Raw genomic sequence first — 15,372 nt, forward strand, 5'->3', positions numbered from 1 at the left:
TATTATGAGAGGGCAAACAAAAGCAAAATTAATTGTGTTTTTTATTGTTGCAATTATTGCATTTGCTGCAAGTTCAATAGCTGCAAATATTATTTTAATAGAAAATCCCAATGACAATACTCTGCTAGCTATTGAAGATGATAATTTCACACCTCAAAAAGTGGATTATGTTCCTACATACATCCCGAAACCTAAAATTATTAATGATACTAATTTAACCAACAAAACAAATTGGATTGATGATACAAATATTACTGACATTTTTAATAATACAAAAGAAAATTTAAGTGATTTATGGAATGAATATTCAAATTGGTGATTATAATGGGTGAAAAAAAGAAATTCATTAGAGATAGTGTCTATGGAGACATTAGCTTAAACAAATTTGAACAAAAAGTATTGGACATGCCTCAATTCCAACGTTTAAGAAGAATTAAACAATTAGGATTAATTAACTTAATTTATCCTGGTGCAAATCACACCCGTTTTGAGCATTCAATCGGAACAATGAATCTTGGATCCAAATTAGCTAACGAATTAGAGCTAAGTAAAGATGAAATTGAACTTGTTAGAATCTCTGCTCTGCTTCATGATATTGGACATGGTCCTTTTTCACATGTGTCTGAAGGAGTATTGTCATTTCCTCATGAAGAATTAACAAAGTATGTTATTTCCAAAACATCAATGCGAGATTATCTGGAAGAAAAATTTGATATTAAAGAAATAAATAAGATAATCTCCGGAGAAGGCAAATTAGGTCCGATTGTGTCTGGAGAATTGGATGTAGACCGAATGGATTATCTTTTAAGGGATTCATATAATACCGGAGTAGCTTACGGAGTCATTGATTATGAAAGAATAATCTCTAATCTGAAACTAACCAAAAACTTAGTATTAGATATAAAAGGAGTTCAGGCTGCTGAAGGAGCTTTAGTATCTAGATATTTCATGTATCCAAGTGTATATCAACATCATACAACACGTATTGCCAATTCAATGTTTAGAAGAGGTTTAAAAAAGCTAATAAACTCAAAAGAAATAGACGAAAATGACATGTACAAATATGATGATATGGATATGGTCAGCATTTACAGAAACAGCGAAAACCCATTTGTACGGGATATGATTACCCGTCTGGACAACAGGGATTTATTTAAACGGATAAAGGTTATCAGACTGGAAAACTTTAAAAATCCTGAAAAATTATACAAAACCTCACAGGAAACACTAAGGAAAGCTGAAGAGGAAATAGCTTATGATTTTGATATGGATAAAGATTATATAACTATCAATATAGCTGAATATCCCCGTTTTGATGAAATGAAAACACAGGTAAGTGTTGACGGAAAATTATATCCTTTAACTAAAATTTCAAATATTGTTGGAGCACTAAGTAAAGCAAGATTCAACATTCCGGATATCAGTGTTTATGTACCAAAAGAGGATAAAGCCAAATTTGAAAAACTTAAATTAGAAAACTACCTGGATTTACCTGAAATCAATAAGGATAAATTCCATGGCATTCATTATGACCAAATCAAACTATTTTAGGAGAATAATATGATAGTAGTTGGAATTACAGGAGCTAGCGGAGTAATTTATGGAATTAAATTACTTAAAGCTCTAAATGAACTAAATATTGAAAACAGCTTAATTATAAGTGATGCTGCTAAAACTGTAATAAATCATGAAGTAAAAGAATCAATTGAAGAGATAATCAGTTTAGCAGACAATTATTATGAATTTGACGATTTGACTGCATCAATCAACAGCGGATCATTTAAATTTGACGGACTGGCTATTGTACCATGTTCCATGAAAACATTATCATCAATAGCTAACGGATATGCATCTAACACCATTACACGAGTAGCTGACGTAAGCTTAAAAGAAAGAAGAAAAACAGTTATTGTTCCTCGTGAAACACCTCTCAGAAGCATACACCTCGAAAATATGCTGAATTTATCAAAAGAAGGAGCTGTGATTTTACCTGCAATGCCTGGATTTTACTCTGACAGTGATACCATTGATGATCAGATTAATTTTATTGTAGGTAAAATCCTGGATTCACTGAATATTGAAAATAACATCTATAAAAGGTGGGAATAAATGTTAAATGATATGGACTTTATTAAAACTTGTGATGTTCCCGGCCCTACCAAAGAAGCCATAAGAGCAATCATATTATATAAATCAGCTGTAACATCTGATGACAATGTGGTAGATGTCGGCTGTGGAACTGGAGGAATTACCTGCGAATTTGCCCAAAGAGCAAAAAAAGTAACATCCATTGATACAAATCCGGAAGCAATTAGCGTTACCAAACAAAATCTTGAAAAATTTAATTTAGGAGATAATGTAGAGTTAATAAATGATTCCGGAAGCAATGCACTAAAAAATATTGACAATATAGATATAGCTGTTGTTGGAGGCAGCGGCAGGGAACTTGAAGATATTTTGGAAATTATAGATTCCAAATTAAATTCAAAAGGAAGAATAATCATTACAGCTATTCTTGTTGACACTAAAATAGAAGCTATAAACAAATTAAAGAAGCTGAATTACAATCCTAAAATCATGGAAATTAATATTTCAAAGGGGAGAGTTCTTGATCGCGGGGTTATGATGATAAGTGAAAATCCAATAGCTGTCATTAGTGCAAGTAAAAGATAAAAAAATTTTTTGGAGATTATAAAATGAAAAGAGAATGGAAAATAAAATTTTCAATATTGATGATTATTGCAGCTATTGTTATTTTTGGAACCAATTACCTTGTCCTAAAAGACACGCACAGTATTGTTTCATATGTCTGGCTCCACATCGGATTTATTCCTATAGACATTATTATTGTTGCATTTATACTTGAAGATATAATGAGCAGAAAAGAAAAAGAAGCTATTTATGAAAAATTGGATATGCTTATCAGCACTTTCTTTACTGAAATAGGTAATGAATTAATAGAAGAATTCAGCAGTGCAAATGAATTTAAAGCTAGCACCAGTTATTTAAAAGCTATTCCTAATTGGGATGATGAAGAATACGACAAACAGCTGAAAAAATTAAAAAATGCAAATATTGACTTTAATGTAGATATTGAAGGTGACAAAAGAGCAGAATTCTTAATAAATCTTAGAACATTACTGAAATCCAAAAGAGAATTTTTAATTAACTTAATCAACAATCCACAGTTATTTGAAAAAGAGGAGTTTTCAGGATTATTGATTTCAATATTGCACCTTGATGAAGAATTAGAACACAGACCTGATTTGAATCAGATTACAGATACTGATTTCAATCATTTAAATGGAGATATCAAAAGGATTTATTCAAAATTAATATATGAATGGCTCTATTACTTAAAATACCTTAATACCCATTACCCATATATGATTTCATTAATTATCCGTACAAATCCATTTGATGAAGATGCTGATGTCTATATAAAAGATTAGGAAAATGCATTATGAATAGTAAAAAACATCATTCCTGCATCATTTTATGTGGCGGGCAAAGCAGAAGAATGGGTCAGGACAAAGGATCTATGATTATTCAGGACAAACCTATGATTAATCATGTCCTTTCAACTTTAAATAATGAAATAAATGAAGTGATAATTGTTTTAAACAATAAAGACCGTATTGACAAATATAAAAATTTCATCAAAAAGGAAGATTATAATTTTACAGTAACCTTTGCTGAAGATGAAATAAAAAATATTGGGCCGATGTCCGGAATATTGACCGGGCTGAAGCACATTACTTCCAATTATGCCTTAATACTGCCTTGTGACAGCCCCTATGTAACAGAAAATTTAATTGAAAATATTTTTAATGAATTGGACTCAAGGTATCAGGCCATTGTTCCGTATCATGACAATGAAAATAAAATAAAAACAAGTGAACCTCTCCATTCAATTTACAGTAAAAATATCATTCCTGAAATTGAAAAGTTAGTATCCAATGATATACTGCATATTAAGGGACTGATAGAAAAAATAGATACGAAATTTATATTAATAGACAATAAAAAATTATTAAAAAAAGAATTTAGAAATCTTAATCGTCCAACAGACATTTAAAGATATTCAACTAATTCTTTTGTTTTTGAAATTGCTTTATCAACACAGTAAAATATGTCTTCTTTTGTTAACGGTAAAATTCCGCCTTTCTGCATAGCACAAATTTTAGCATCTTTAGTAACACCTACATTTAAACGAGCATCAGCTACTTTTTCTTCATTTAAAGTAGGGTCCAAAATCAATTTATCTCCTATTTTAACAAAAGTACACATAGCTACTTCATTATTGATAGGTAAATCTATAGTGTTTTCATAGTCAAATACGACTTCATCATCAGCAACACTTGCAGATGGTAATTTAGTGCTTTTTAAAGCTGCCATTACAGCAAGTTCACAGGCATCAAAAAGATTTCCGCAGTTATCTATAATATGCAAGTCTATAAATAACATCCAAACATGTTTGCCTTCTTCAACACATAACTTATCCAAATCAACAAGTTCACTTTCACGAATTCCCCTGTCAACAACACGTGCAAGTTCAATTGAATCTTCACTTGGTGGTCCGGGTTCAAAAGTAGGGTCAGCCATTGGCAGCATTTCACAGTTAGTCATTAAAACTCCTAAATCAGGAGTATCCGGAAATGGTGCACCAATTTGCGGTTTGATACCGACAATAACCTGAGTATCTCCTATTTTAACTCTTGCAGAACCTTCAGCTTTGGATATTACATCGGTTTCAATAGAAATATCCCTATATTCATCAAGTTCCCTGCCATCTTCCCTTTTATCATTGACAGCAAGATTAATTATACTTTCCTTTGTAATTTCAGGTACAATTTCAACCATATTAATCACTCATCTCAGCAGAATATTTTTTCATTAAAGCTTCTTTTTGGATTTCATTTACTTTCCTGCATCCTTCCATAGCTAAATCAATTGCTTTTTCAAATTCCTCTTGAGATAAATCACCATCACTTTGTAATAAAGTAATTTCACCAGTTCTTGGCATCATAGCTATAGGAACATCAGCCTGTCCTTCCTTATCTTCAACTTCAGATAAATCCAGAACAACTTCATCATTTACTTTACCTGCAGCACATCCTACAACAATATCTTTCATAGGAATTCCGGCATCAACAAGTGCAACAGAAGCTGCAGTAATTCCAGCACAACGTGTTCCTCCTTCAGCTTCAATTACTTCAATGTAAATATCCACCATAGACCTAGGATAATTTTCCAGCATTAAAGCTGGTCTTAATGCATCAGCAGTAATTTTGGAAATTTCAGAAGATCTTCTGTCTGGTCCAGGTCTTTTCCTATCATCAACAGAAAAAGGAGCCATATTATACCTGCATCTTATTACACCCGTATTTGGTTCAAGCAATCTTCTGATATATGATTCTCTAGGTCCGTACACTGCTACTAAAATTTTATTTCCGCCAACTTCCAAATAAGCAGATCCGTCTGCACGTTCAAGAACACCTGCTTCAATTTTTATAGGACGTAATTCATTATACTTTCTGCCATCCTCTCTTATCATTTCAGACATCATATCAACCTCATAATCATCAAAGAATTATCTGTTATTTAATATATAAGAATTGCCAGAATTATTGCCGTAGGATAAATGTTTATCCTTTTTATTTTTCTTTTTTAATTCTTCAATTACTTTATAAAAATCAGTACTGTCTTTTTTTGATTGTTCCTCTTTTTCTTCCTGTTCTAATTCTTCTTTGAAATTTTGAAGTTTAGGTTTTTCCAATTCTTCATAATCATCACTATAATCGTCTTCCTGTGGCAATTCACCATCAATAGCTAAATATAGTTTATTTTTAACTTTATTTGTTAAACCGGAAGTATGAGCCTCGGCTTCAATCATATGGATAATTTCTTTAGTAAGCTGTTCCATATCTTCATCACCTTTGACCCAAACAAGGCCATTTTGACCAACAATTATTTTACAATTGGTTTTATCCTTAATCATGTTGATCATAGAACCTTTTTTACCAATCAGTCTAGGAACTTTAGTTGGAGTAATATCTACAATTATTCCTCCTCTGAATTTACCCATTCCCCTACCTTTTAATCCAAGTTTGACTTTTTTAACTTCGTCAACATCAACAACTCTTAAAAATAGAACATCCCCAACATCAAATACTTTATTGAGTTCTTTTTTCTCTCTTCCAAACACTTCAAAAGCAGGTAAAATTCCGGAATATGGTGAATTGATATCTACATCCCACATAGAGAACCTGACATCTTTAATTTTACCAATAACTACATCTCCTTTTTTAGGAACATATTTACTTTTAAGAGGAATAACTCTAATTTTTTTATTCCTTAAAGAAACTAGTCCCATTAAAGAAGAACAAATTTTACCATCCTCTTTAAAGGTACCTCTTCCTGAGTAGTATTCATCATCTGTCAATACTTCACCAGGAATAACTAAATCTTTATTTTCCACATATATCATAAAAATCCCATAAGTTGAAAATTAATTTAATTATTTGATAGTTTTTGTTTCTGCTTCACCACTTGAAATTTCAGCCATTTTAGCGGCGAAATCATCTTGAAGGCCACCAGGCATCTCAACAATACCAATCCAGGAACCATCCTGTTGCCATTCCTCATTAAGAATTTCACCAAAATGATGAATTGCAGAGTATGCTCCTCCTGCTGAAGAACCTGGAAGTCGAACAGCTACTTTAACTTTTTCAAACCTGATTGGAATAAGTGGTTTAATAGCTTTTAGGGCTGTTTGTACCTGTTGATCAACTGATATGAAAGGATCAAATTTAACTTTAGCTTCATTAACAGCATTTTCAATCCTTTGTGCAGGGTGAGGAAGACCTGATTGAGGATTAATAGCTTCCCTAGAGATTTTATTAATAACAAGTCTTCTTTTATCAGCCTGCATTTGTCTTTTTTGTTCAGCAGTTAATTGAACATGTCCTTTTTCAAGTATAACTTTAGAAACTTCAATCGGATCTGTAGTTTCAAATATTTTAAGCATAGCTTCTTCAGAAGCTTTATCTCCTTTTTTAGAATCCTTAAAAATTTCTTCAACAGCTAGAAGGTCTTCAATAGCTACATCCTTCCCATCAGGATTTCTAAATTCCGCTGCTAAATCCGGATCCACTAATATTTCAAAATGTTCCCCACAATATTCATATTTAGCTATTATTGCATCATCTACATTTACCATTGAAAAACCCCCAACTAATTAAATTATTTATTCTTCACTTTCTTCTTTAGATACTACTTCATCAATGAAAGTTTGTACTTCTTCCTGAGAAAGTTTAGTGTATACTTCTTCATCACATTTAATAACAGCAATTTCAACATTGTTTGCAGTAGTTTCATGTTCAGTTGCTTCATTGATTGCTGTTAATGCTAACTTAATAGCATCATTTAAATTCATGTCATCTTTATATTGATCTTCAAAGATATCCATAGCTGCAGATCTGCCTGATCCAATAGCAGTTGCTTTATATTCAATTAATGCTCCACTAGGGTCCGTTTCAAATAATTTGCAGCTACCGTCATATACTCCACCAATGATTAAAGCAGAACCAAATGGCCTTACTCCACCGTTTTGAGTATACATCTGTAACATATCACATAATTTTTTAGATAAGCTATCTACCCTAATAGGTTCACTGTAGGTGATTTTGTTTATTTGAGCTTCTACTCTTGCTCTTTCAACTAAAGCTCTTGCATCAGCAACAAGACCTGAAGTTGCTGCTCCAATATGTTCATCTATTTTAAATATTTTTTCAATAGATGTAGCTTCAACTAAATTGGAAGTAGTTCTTTTATCAACTGCTAAAACAATACCTTCAGAACATTTAATTCCTATTGAAGTGGTTCCTCTTTTAACAGCTTCTCTTGCATATTCTACTTGGAAAAGTCTTCCATCTGGGCTAAATACAGTAATTGCCCTGTCATAACCAGCATTTTGTAAAGGTTGCATAAATTAATACCTCACATTTTTTAATATTATAATAAATTTAAGTTCAACTACTATAAAAATACAATTATTTTAAAAATAAACCAAATTCTCCATGAAATGGTATTTCATTACATATCTGTAATGATATAGTTTTTTAAATCTTTTTTCCATAAATTCAATTCATATTTATATGTGTATATTATTAATAAAGTTTTCTATTTTAAAATAACTAAAAGTTATTAAAAACTTTTCCATAACCAAACAGCAAAAAATTAAGAAAAAAGCCACTTAATAATTCAGTATTTAAAAGAAATTTTTTATCAATTTTCACTTTCAGTGTTTTTGATAAAAAAGAGTCTAAATCTCGTGGTTTTGTTTGTAACCTTTTTAAATAAATACATAAACAATTTTAGACATATAACCAAATATACGGAAATATGATAATTATTTCATAATTAAAGCAATATTCACATTTAAAATCAATATTAAAGATTTAATGTCCAAATAAAAACTAATCAAAGGACAATCCATAAGTATATATACTTAAAATAACAATAATGTTAATTGTAGAATATATAATCCATATATTCTTCTATAATCTGTTTAAAACAGAAACTATCAATTTTCACTTCCGTGTTTTTGATAAAAAAAGAGTCTGAATCTCGTGGTTTTGTTTGTAAACTTTCCAATAGCTTACAAACGTTTTTAGACTCATAACAACTTTTTTTTAAAATAATTTTTTTCACAGTTTACATAATAATAAAAGTAATAAAAAAATTATAAACTTTATCAAAAATAAACGGATGATGTAAAATGATAAAGTTAAATTTAAGTTTCACCTCTCCAAGAGGTGAATCATGTGTTAAATCATATAACAATAATTTTAGATGTAATTTTAATCATATTACATATTATTAATCTAATAAGATAAACGATTAAAATAATTGATAGATGAATATAAAAGTTTTTGATTTTTTACGCCCACGAGCTGAAGTTTTGCGTAATTTTTCCTTTTTATTTTTCAATAAATTTCTGACAGGCCTTGATAGTTCCGGATAAACCGATAGTGGAAACTGAAATATCTTTTCCATTATATTTATAAATTAAAGCAAGAGAAGATCTTACTTCATCAACATACTCCCTCTGGCAGCGAAGAATGGCCTGATAATGATTATACTCATCTGTTTTTTCAAGCTCATAAAACTTCATAACCCATAAACTAAAATTGCCTGTTCCGTTTTCACCAAAAAAGCGAATACATCCGTTCCAAACAATATTAACCAGATCATCTTTAGAAATAACACTTTTAACTTTAACATCTAATGCCAGATAGCGGTTATTTTTCCTAAGTGTAGGGGGAAGAACCTTAAGCTTCATCATTAACCTCCCTAACTCCTTTTAAAATCATGTTTTTTCTGTTTTTATTAAATTCCAAAATGTTTTTAGCTGTTATGAATGATTTATCAATTTCCCTTTGAGTTAGTCCAATTGAAAGAAACACTGAAGCGAAATCCTTAGTTGTCTTAATATCAAAAACAGACTCTGCTCTTGAAGATAAAATTAATGGAAAGTCAAATTTTCTATGTAATGAAATTATGTCCTTAATATTAGCTATTGTTTTAGCTCTATGTGTTAAATAAGATTTCAAAATATCTATAAAGCAAATTTCAATAGCTACATTATTTTTCAAAGCTTCTTTAGCTAAAACCTGATTAATGCCACTATCATATCTTTTTAAATAAGGCCTTGATAAAACATCCAATTGAATATTTTCCAAAACAGCCCGATTTACTTTTAAATCGCCACCGATTACACTAATACAAGATGATTTATCCCTAAACTTTCTAGCTATTTTTCTAATATCATTAACATTATTGGAATCTATTTCCAAAGTATAATTTACATTAATATCCAAATTATCCTGCAAATCCTCTTTAAACTCCAAAGCTCCCATAAATTTATTTTGATTATAAGAAAAATTAATATGATTCCAGCCATACTTTGAAGCTTCCATAGCTAATTTTAAATTATTATCATAGCTATTTCCTTTAACATTTAAATCAAAAAACATTTTAAAAATCCTATTGAATCGCTATATTAAATATTAAATTTTATTTATTATTAATATTATGGAAAAAGTATTCAAAAAAGAAAAAAAATTTTTGTAGAGTGAAGCTACAAAAAAACTAAGAAAAAATTAATGGAGGAGAATTAAATATTGCATAGACAACCAGAATCATAAATACAATATTTATAAGAACTCCAAATTTTATAGATTTATTAATATTTTTTTGCTTATAATACTGGAAAATAATATAAAAATAATCTGCTGAGATTAAAAAGAATAATAAAAACATGAAATAAGTAAATGGGAAGAAATTTACATTACTTCCAGTTACTAAAGTTCCTATCATAGCCAAAACAAGCAAGAAAATAAAAATATTACCATATCTAATATTCATATCCAACACATAATTTTAAAATATTTATTCTTTTATTCAAAAAAACCAGAATAAATTAATACATTCATCAAATTATTACTTAAAAATTGATGATTATTATATTATCTATAATTAGAATATATAAATACTTTTATAATTTTAGAAAAAGATGAAATAATCATTGATAAACAGCTTAAAAAATGAACAAATAAATAAAAAAAATAAGTGATTATAGTAATCACTTAAACAGAAACCGATGCCGGCAAGGTACCGGTACTTCCATATTGAAGTAAAATAGCTATTTCAATATCCAACATTTTAGATGGTGAAATATCCGGAACACCACCAGTATAAATTCCGACATAGTTTGGTACCTGACCGTTTCTATCAATCCAGGAAGCGAACCTGTTAGACATATCCACATAATTAGCCTGAGCTATTGAATTTGAATAATCACGACCGCTAGGATGAGGTGCATAAGACGGATTTCCAACAGAAATTGTTGCTCCGCTATCTCCCTGACCAATTAAAGCCACTGATTTTGTTAAAATATACAGACACTGTGCTTTAGATAAAGATAATGACTTATAATTAACCGGGAAATTGCCGCCATTATTTTTAATAGCCTGTGCTAACCCAGGTGCTTCAGAAACTGGAAAACTGCTTAAAGACAATGACTGAACTCCAGAATCACCACTTACAGAAGAAGATGATGAAGAAGCATCTGAAGAAATCTCTTCATTAGAACCGCTAAACATTCCAGTACCGATAGCTGCAAAAACAATAATCAAAACAACGATTAATGCAACTAAACCTATTATAATTATATTTTTACCATTCTCATCATCTCCAGCAGATGTTGGAGCATGACTTAAAGTTCCTTTATTTTTAATCTGACTGCCACAATATTTGCAAAATTTTGAATTGTCAGGTAAATCTTTTCCACATTTAGGACAAAACATTAAAACTCCTCATTCATATTTATAGAATTCAACAGACCAGCTTACAGTTTCATAATAATCAATATTGAAAGTTTCTGAAGATGATGATTCATATGTAAGAGAATCATATCTGCTTGCAACTGCACTTCTAGAACCCCAATCAACACCTGCTGACTGACCATTAGAACCAGAAACATACAAATGATTAGTAGCATAATTTTTAATAGGATATGCTGTAATTTTAACCATTATTTTACCCGCTGGAACACTAACAGCCTGAGAACCTGAACCGGAACCTGAATATGAACCGATTAATTTCCATTCACCGGATTCACTTGAACTAGATTCGGAACTTGAAGTAGAACTAGATTCATTAACAGAAGATGTGGAACTAGCTGAACTATCAGAAGAATAGTCACTTGCTTGATCTGCACCTCCGTCATTTAAATTTATTGCAAAATAACCAATTGCACATATAAGAACTATAATAAGTGCAGTTAAACCAACAATCAAATATTTTGTATTATTTCCATCTTTTTGTTGAGTTTGGACTTCATTTTTTTGGGCTAAAGATGCACCACACCGAGTACAAAACTTAGCCTTTCCATTATTTTCAAATCCACAATTTTCACATTTCATAATATCAAAAAAATTTAGTTAATCATTATTATTTTTAACACAAGATACATATTAATTTAATTATATGATTTTTATCTTATGCAATAACTTCCCCAATAAGATGCTCTTCAGAAGCATATATTACAACCATATTTTCACAGTCCAAATATGAAAACAGATATCCGTATTGGCTTTGGCCATTTGTATCCTAATTAATCCATTCTCTCCATAACCCTCTTTCTTTTCCACCAATATTCTTTTTAGCTGCATTTTGAGATTCAAAAAAGGAGTTAAATCAATATATGAATAATCAGTACCTGAACTTACACCCAAACCAACCATATTTTCATCCCCGTCCTGATAAAAACTAGCATGTGAATCCCGCCATAAGGCATTGGCTCACCGTCCCTTCGCAAATCAATATTTTCTTCAGAATCTGCAGGAATATTGAAACTAACTCCACCCATTGTTATATCAGCGAAATTTAAGCTGAATATTCAAATTACTAAAATAAAAATGGCTACATCAATAAATCCGCTGATAACAAGCTTATTATTTCCTAAACTCTCATTATCTGATGATTTAATTATTGGAGATTTATTATTTTCAATATCAAAACCACATCATCATCTAATTTTATGCCACAGCTTGGACAAAACTGCATTAATTACACATTTTTATTAAATTTCCATCGTAAAAACACTTTTTAACATTACAAAAAAACAGAATTGTTATTATATTGTATTTACACTTTATATTCCAATTAAAATATTAAATATTTCTTTTTAAAACCAGTGCACAGCTTTAAATAAAATTATAAAAAGTAAAAATAAAAAAAGATTAAAGAAATTAGTTTCCGAGTGTTTCTCTAATTCCCTTAATAGTGTATCTGGCATAGAAGTAATTTAAGATACTGGCAGCAGCACGTCCGATAGCCAATCCTGCCCAAATACCAATTAATCCCCAGTCTAAGTAAATTCCAAAGAAAAATGTAGCTCCGACAGTAAAAAGAACTTCCCTTATAATTGTCCATGATAAACTGATTGTTCCTTTTCCAATTCCCTGATAAAAGAAACTTGAAGCCATTCCTGCACCGGTTAAAGGTAGACAAAGACAGGCTATTTGTAAATATCTGGTTATTTCCGGAACCAAATGTGCAGTTTCAGCAGTATATGCAAATATAGTGGCTAATTGAGTTGCAAAAACTACTAAAACAATAGTTACACATGTTCCAAATATTATTCCAAATTTTGCACCGAATTTATGCGCCCTTGAAATATACTCTCCGTTTTTAGCTCCAAATGAACTGCCTACAACTGCTGTAACTGCTGTTCCAATAGCTGTAAGTGGCATTATTGCAAACAAGTATAATCTTTGACCTGATGTAAATGATGCTATTCCAAATTCTCCAGCAATTGAAGAAATAAATATCATATACAAAGACATTGCAATGGACATTACAAGCATATCCATTGATGCAGGAATACCTACTTTTAAAATATCTTTAGCTATGCTGGAATCAAATTTAAATTCACCTAAATTAACATCTACATATGTGTCCTTTTTAACTAAAATCCAGTACAATATAACAACAGCTGAACAGACTGAACTTAAAATTGTTGCAATAGCTGCTCCTGCTGATCCCCATCCTAAAATGTAAATACATATCGGATCTAAAATTGCATTTAATATTACGGAAACAACAACAGCATACATTGCTCTTTTCATATCTCCTTCTCCACGAAGGATACCGCTTGCACCATTTGCAAATATAAAAGCAAATAAACCTAAAAATAAAGGAGTTCCGTATTTAATTCCCTGAGCTAATGACTCGCCACTTGCTCCGTATAATTTAAGCAAAGGTTCCTGAATAATCAATAATGCAATTGTTAAAACTATGGAAGCTACTAAAAAAATCAGCAAAGAATGTGCTGCTGACTGACTGGCTTTCTCATGATTTTTAGCTCCAATAAAACGACTTATGCTGCTTGTTGCACCACTTCCAAGTCCTACACTTACCCCATTTAATATCATAAAAATTGGAGTTATAAAACCAATGCCTGCAATAGCTTCCTGACCAAGTCCTGCTATCCATATCCCGTCAATAATATTATAGGATGCTGTTAAAAGCATAGAAATCATAATTGGAATCGCCAATTTCTTAACAGCTGTTTCAGGATTACCTCTCATTACTTCAACATTTTTATTACCCATAATTACCCTATTTCCTCATTTTATCCATTTCTTTTTGAATTTTCTCTTCCATCCAATCATCGTCAAATCTGTCATGAAGAACAAATACTTTAATATAATGAAATATTAACCAGACACCCCAAAGAACAGTTACCCATAAAAACCACCACTGGTGTAAATTAGTCCAATTTCCATGAATTTCTGAAAGATTAATAAAAAATAAACATACATTTACAATAATATAACCGTATAAGTATCTGTAAAATTTTACTTTTTTATTAACAAGGCTTTTAGCTTTTTTATAAAGTATCTCTTCATCCATTATTTAAACCTCAGTCATTTACTAAATTGTAACTCTTTCTAGATACATCCCGTATTACAGCCATAGATTCATCACTTATTTTAGCAAGTCCTACTGAATTATGCCAGTAATCCACCTCTCTTTTTAAAACAGGGATTACTTCCTCTCCTTTTTTAGTTAATTTTAAGATATATTTTCGTCTATTATCCTTATTTATTATTCTTTCAATATAACCTTTGTCTTCTAATTTTCTAAGAGTTTTAGCTACAGTTCCTTTACTTTGACAAAATATATCACAGAGATCCTCCTGTGACAATTCAATTTCAGAATAATAAATTTTAAGCAGATAATAACTATCACGAAGATTAGTCAGTTCCTTTGATTTTGACCTTGCAAACTTAATTCCATTCTGAGATATATTGTACATCAATAAAATTAAAGACATATCATCAAATATATCCTTTTCTTTACCCATACCCATATTAACACATCATTTAAAAAATATCTATTTTTCTTTATTACTGTTCATTTCTACCCACATTATTTTAAAATAGATATATTTTAATTGTACAGTTAAACATATAAATGTTTTTAAGAAAACAGTTGTTTATGCAATCGTTTTTTTAGATTAAACAAATGTTAAAAAGTTCAATTAAAATATTTCAAAGCTTTTTACCCCCCCCCCCAAAATCAAATCAACAAATGCCTGAAAAAATTTTGAAAAAAATTGTACAACTTCCAAAAAAATAACCAAACTTATAAAAATTGTTTCAAAATAAACAGTTGAATGTTGATATAATCAACATTCCTTTCAAAAAAGCTAAAATAAACATTATATATAAACTACAATAAAATAGCAAATGAACATATAACAAAATTTAAATAAACTAAACAAAATTATAAAAAAAT

Annotated in this window: 20 protein-coding genes; 6 read left to right on the forward strand and 14 right to left on the reverse strand. The window is 30.2% G+C overall.

Annotated elements, in window-relative coordinates:
* Positions 1-4: 4 nt before the first annotated feature.
* From K4897_RS01655 to K4897_RS01680, 6 genes are read left to right on the forward strand one after another with little or no spacing between them, the layout of a single operon-like run.
* Positions 5-319 (forward strand): hypothetical protein, encoded by a 315-nt coding sequence (locus K4897_RS01655; RefSeq protein WP_250416360.1) that lies wholly within the window; start codon positions 5-7, stop codon positions 317-319.
* Between the two features lie 5 nt (positions 320-324).
* Positions 325-1,551 carry an HD domain-containing protein gene (locus K4897_RS01660; protein WP_250416362.1) on the forward strand — a complete coding sequence of 409 codons (1,227 nt, stop codon included), beginning with the start codon at positions 325-327 and terminating at the stop codon, positions 1,549-1,551.
* Between the two features lie 9 nt (positions 1,552-1,560).
* On the forward strand, positions 1,561-2,109 hold the full coding sequence (locus tag K4897_RS01665; RefSeq protein WP_019266207.1) for a UbiX family flavin prenyltransferase: 549 nt from the start codon (positions 1,561-1,563) through the stop codon (positions 2,107-2,109).
* Positions 2,110-2,673 carry a precorrin-6Y C5,15-methyltransferase (decarboxylating) subunit CbiT gene (gene cbiT / locus K4897_RS01670; protein WP_019266208.1) on the forward strand — a complete coding sequence of 188 codons (564 nt, stop codon included), beginning with the start codon at positions 2,110-2,112 and terminating at the stop codon, positions 2,671-2,673.
* Between the two features lie 23 nt (positions 2,674-2,696).
* Entirely contained in the window at positions 2,697-3,452 is a 756-nt protein-coding gene (locus K4897_RS01675) for a hypothetical protein (RefSeq protein ID WP_019264160.1), read from the forward strand.
* Positions 3,453-3,463: 11 nt separating this feature from the next.
* Positions 3,464-4,078 carry a molybdenum cofactor guanylyltransferase gene (locus K4897_RS01680; protein WP_250416363.1) on the forward strand — a complete coding sequence of 205 codons (615 nt, stop codon included), beginning with the start codon at positions 3,464-3,466 and terminating at the stop codon, positions 4,076-4,078.
* On the opposite strand, the gene rrp42 is transcribed toward K4897_RS01680, so the two are convergent.
* From rrp42 to K4897_RS01750, 14 genes are all read right to left on the reverse strand, one after another.
* Positions 4,075-4,863 carry an exosome complex protein Rrp42 gene (gene rrp42 / locus K4897_RS01685; protein ID WP_019264162.1) on the reverse strand — a complete coding sequence of 263 codons (789 nt, stop codon included), beginning with the start codon at positions 4,861-4,863 and terminating at the stop codon, positions 4,075-4,077. The two genes, K4897_RS01680 and rrp42, sit on opposite strands and share 4 nt — an antisense overlap.
* A 1-nt stretch (position 4,864) precedes the next feature.
* On the reverse strand, positions 4,865-5,569 hold the full coding sequence (rrp41, locus tag K4897_RS01690; RefSeq protein ID WP_019264163.1) for an exosome complex exonuclease Rrp41: 705 nt from the start codon (positions 5,567-5,569) through the stop codon (positions 4,865-4,867).
* Between the two features lie 24 nt (positions 5,570-5,593).
* Positions 5,594-6,490, reverse strand: coding sequence for an exosome complex RNA-binding protein Rrp4 (rrp4, locus tag K4897_RS01695; RefSeq protein WP_250416365.1), 897 nt, complete (start codon positions 6,488-6,490; stop codon positions 5,594-5,596).
* Between the two features lie 30 nt (positions 6,491-6,520).
* Positions 6,521-7,222 carry a ribosome assembly factor SBDS gene (locus K4897_RS01700; RefSeq protein WP_019266210.1) on the reverse strand — a complete coding sequence of 234 codons (702 nt, stop codon included), beginning with the start codon at positions 7,220-7,222 and terminating at the stop codon, positions 6,521-6,523.
* A 27-nt stretch (positions 7,223-7,249) separates the two neighbouring features.
* Positions 7,250-7,990, reverse strand: a complete 741-nt coding sequence (psmA, locus tag K4897_RS01705; protein WP_094516136.1) for an archaeal proteasome endopeptidase complex subunit alpha — start codon at positions 7,988-7,990, stop codon at positions 7,250-7,252.
* 993 nt (positions 7,991-8,983) lie between these two features.
* Positions 8,984-9,346, reverse strand: a complete 363-nt coding sequence (locus K4897_RS01710; RefSeq protein WP_019266212.1) for an Rpp14/Pop5 family protein — start codon at positions 9,344-9,346, stop codon at positions 8,984-8,986.
* Complete coding sequence (gene rnp3 / locus K4897_RS01715) at positions 9,336-10,040, reverse strand: ribonuclease P protein component 3 (protein WP_019267192.1); 705 nt, start codon at positions 10,038-10,040, stop codon at positions 9,336-9,338. Before rnp3 ends, K4897_RS01710 begins: the two co-directional genes overlap by 11 nt.
* A 115-nt stretch (positions 10,041-10,155) precedes the next feature.
* Positions 10,156-10,431: a hypothetical protein gene (locus K4897_RS01720; protein WP_019266214.1), complete on the reverse strand. Its 276-nt coding sequence runs from the start codon at positions 10,429-10,431 to the stop codon at positions 10,156-10,158.
* A 221-nt stretch (positions 10,432-10,652) separates the two neighbouring features.
* Positions 10,653-11,372 carry a zinc-ribbon domain-containing protein gene (locus K4897_RS01725; RefSeq protein WP_019266215.1) on the reverse strand — a complete coding sequence of 240 codons (720 nt, stop codon included), beginning with the start codon at positions 11,370-11,372 and terminating at the stop codon, positions 10,653-10,655.
* 9 nt (positions 11,373-11,381) lie between these two features.
* Entirely contained in the window at positions 11,382-11,990 is a 609-nt protein-coding gene (locus K4897_RS01730; RefSeq protein WP_019266216.1) for a zinc ribbon domain-containing protein, read from the reverse strand.
* 120 nt (positions 11,991-12,110) lie between these two features.
* Positions 12,111-12,311 (reverse strand): hypothetical protein, encoded by a 201-nt coding sequence (locus tag K4897_RS01735; RefSeq protein WP_250416368.1) that lies wholly within the window; start codon positions 12,309-12,311, stop codon positions 12,111-12,113.
* 507 nt (positions 12,312-12,818) lie between these two features.
* Positions 12,819-14,183 carry an MATE family efflux transporter gene (locus K4897_RS01740; RefSeq protein WP_019267548.1) on the reverse strand — a complete coding sequence of 455 codons (1,365 nt, stop codon included), beginning with the start codon at positions 14,181-14,183 and terminating at the stop codon, positions 12,819-12,821.
* Between the two features lie 7 nt (positions 14,184-14,190).
* A complete protein-coding gene (locus K4897_RS01745; protein WP_019264170.1) occupies positions 14,191-14,484 on the reverse strand; it encodes a 2TM domain-containing protein in 294 nt (97 codons plus the stop codon).
* A gap of 10 nt (positions 14,485-14,494) precedes the next feature.
* Positions 14,495-14,944 carry a MarR family winged helix-turn-helix transcriptional regulator gene (locus tag K4897_RS01750; protein WP_371921666.1) on the reverse strand — a complete coding sequence of 150 codons (450 nt, stop codon included), beginning with the start codon at positions 14,942-14,944 and terminating at the stop codon, positions 14,495-14,497.
* Positions 14,945-15,372 lie beyond the last annotated feature (428 nt).

This window comes from Methanobrevibacter sp. TLL-48-HuF1 (assembly GCF_023617305.1).
Lineage (GTDB): Archaea > Methanobacteriota > Methanobacteria > Methanobacteriales > Methanobacteriaceae > Methanocatella > Methanocatella intestini.

Bases quoted from the DNA above. Each gene is read 5' to 3' on its own strand.
- K4897_RS01730 (WP_019266216.1), bottom strand. From the start codon at position 11,990: ATGAAATGTGAAAATTGTGGATTTGAAAATAATGGAAAGGCTAAGTTT.
- K4897_RS01700 (WP_019266210.1), bottom strand. From the start codon at position 7,222: ATGGTAAATGTAGATGATGCAATAATAGCTAAATATGAATATTGTGGG.
- K4897_RS01655 (WP_250416360.1), top strand. From the start codon at position 5: ATGAGAGGGCAAACAAAAGCAAAATTAATTGTGTTTTTTATTGTTGCA.
- K4897_RS01675 (WP_019264160.1), top strand. From the start codon at position 2,697: ATGAAAAGAGAATGGAAAATAAAATTTTCAATATTGATGATTATTGCA.
- cbiT (WP_019266208.1), top strand. From the start codon at position 2,110: ATGTTAAATGATATGGACTTTATTAAAACTTGTGATGTTCCCGGCCCT.
- K4897_RS01725 (WP_019266215.1), bottom strand. From the start codon at position 11,372: ATGTTTTGTCCTAAATGTGGAAAAGATTTACCTGACAATTCAAAATTT.
- K4897_RS01710 (WP_019266212.1), bottom strand. From the start codon at position 9,346: ATGAAGCTTAAGGTTCTTCCCCCTACACTTAGGAAAAATAACCGCTAT.
- rrp4 (WP_250416365.1), bottom strand. From the start codon at position 6,490: ATGATATATGTGGAAAATAAAGATTTAGTTATTCCTGGTGAAGTATTG.
- rrp41 (WP_019264163.1), bottom strand. From the start codon at position 5,569: ATGATGTCTGAAATGATAAGAGAGGATGGCAGAAAGTATAATGAATTA.
- K4897_RS01665 (WP_019266207.1), top strand. From the start codon at position 1,561: ATGATAGTAGTTGGAATTACAGGAGCTAGCGGAGTAATTTATGGAATT.
- K4897_RS01740 (WP_019267548.1), bottom strand. From the start codon at position 14,183: ATGGGTAATAAAAATGTTGAAGTAATGAGAGGTAATCCTGAAACAGCT.
- K4897_RS01660 (WP_250416362.1), top strand. From the start codon at position 325: ATGGGTGAAAAAAAGAAATTCATTAGAGATAGTGTCTATGGAGACATT.
- K4897_RS01735 (WP_250416368.1), bottom strand. From the start codon at position 12,311: ATGGTTGGTTTGGGTGTAAGTTCAGGTACTGATTATTCATATATTGAT.
- rrp42 (WP_019264162.1), bottom strand. From the start codon at position 4,863: ATGGTTGAAATTGTACCTGAAATTACAAAGGAAAGTATAATTAATCTT.
- K4897_RS01750 (WP_371921666.1), bottom strand. From the start codon at position 14,944: ATGGGTATGGGTAAAGAAAAGGATATATTTGATGATATGTCTTTAATT.
- K4897_RS01680 (WP_250416363.1), top strand. From the start codon at position 3,464: ATGAATAGTAAAAAACATCATTCCTGCATCATTTTATGTGGCGGGCAA.
- rnp3 (WP_019267192.1), bottom strand. From the start codon at position 10,040: ATGTTTTTTGATTTAAATGTTAAAGGAAATAGCTATGATAATAATTTA.
- K4897_RS01720 (WP_019266214.1), bottom strand. From the start codon at position 10,431: ATGAATATTAGATATGGTAATATTTTTATTTTCTTGCTTGTTTTGGCT.
- psmA (WP_094516136.1), bottom strand. From the start codon at position 7,990: ATGCAACCTTTACAAAATGCTGGTTATGACAGGGCAATTACTGTATTT.
- K4897_RS01745 (WP_019264170.1), bottom strand. From the start codon at position 14,484: ATGGATGAAGAGATACTTTATAAAAAAGCTAAAAGCCTTGTTAATAAA.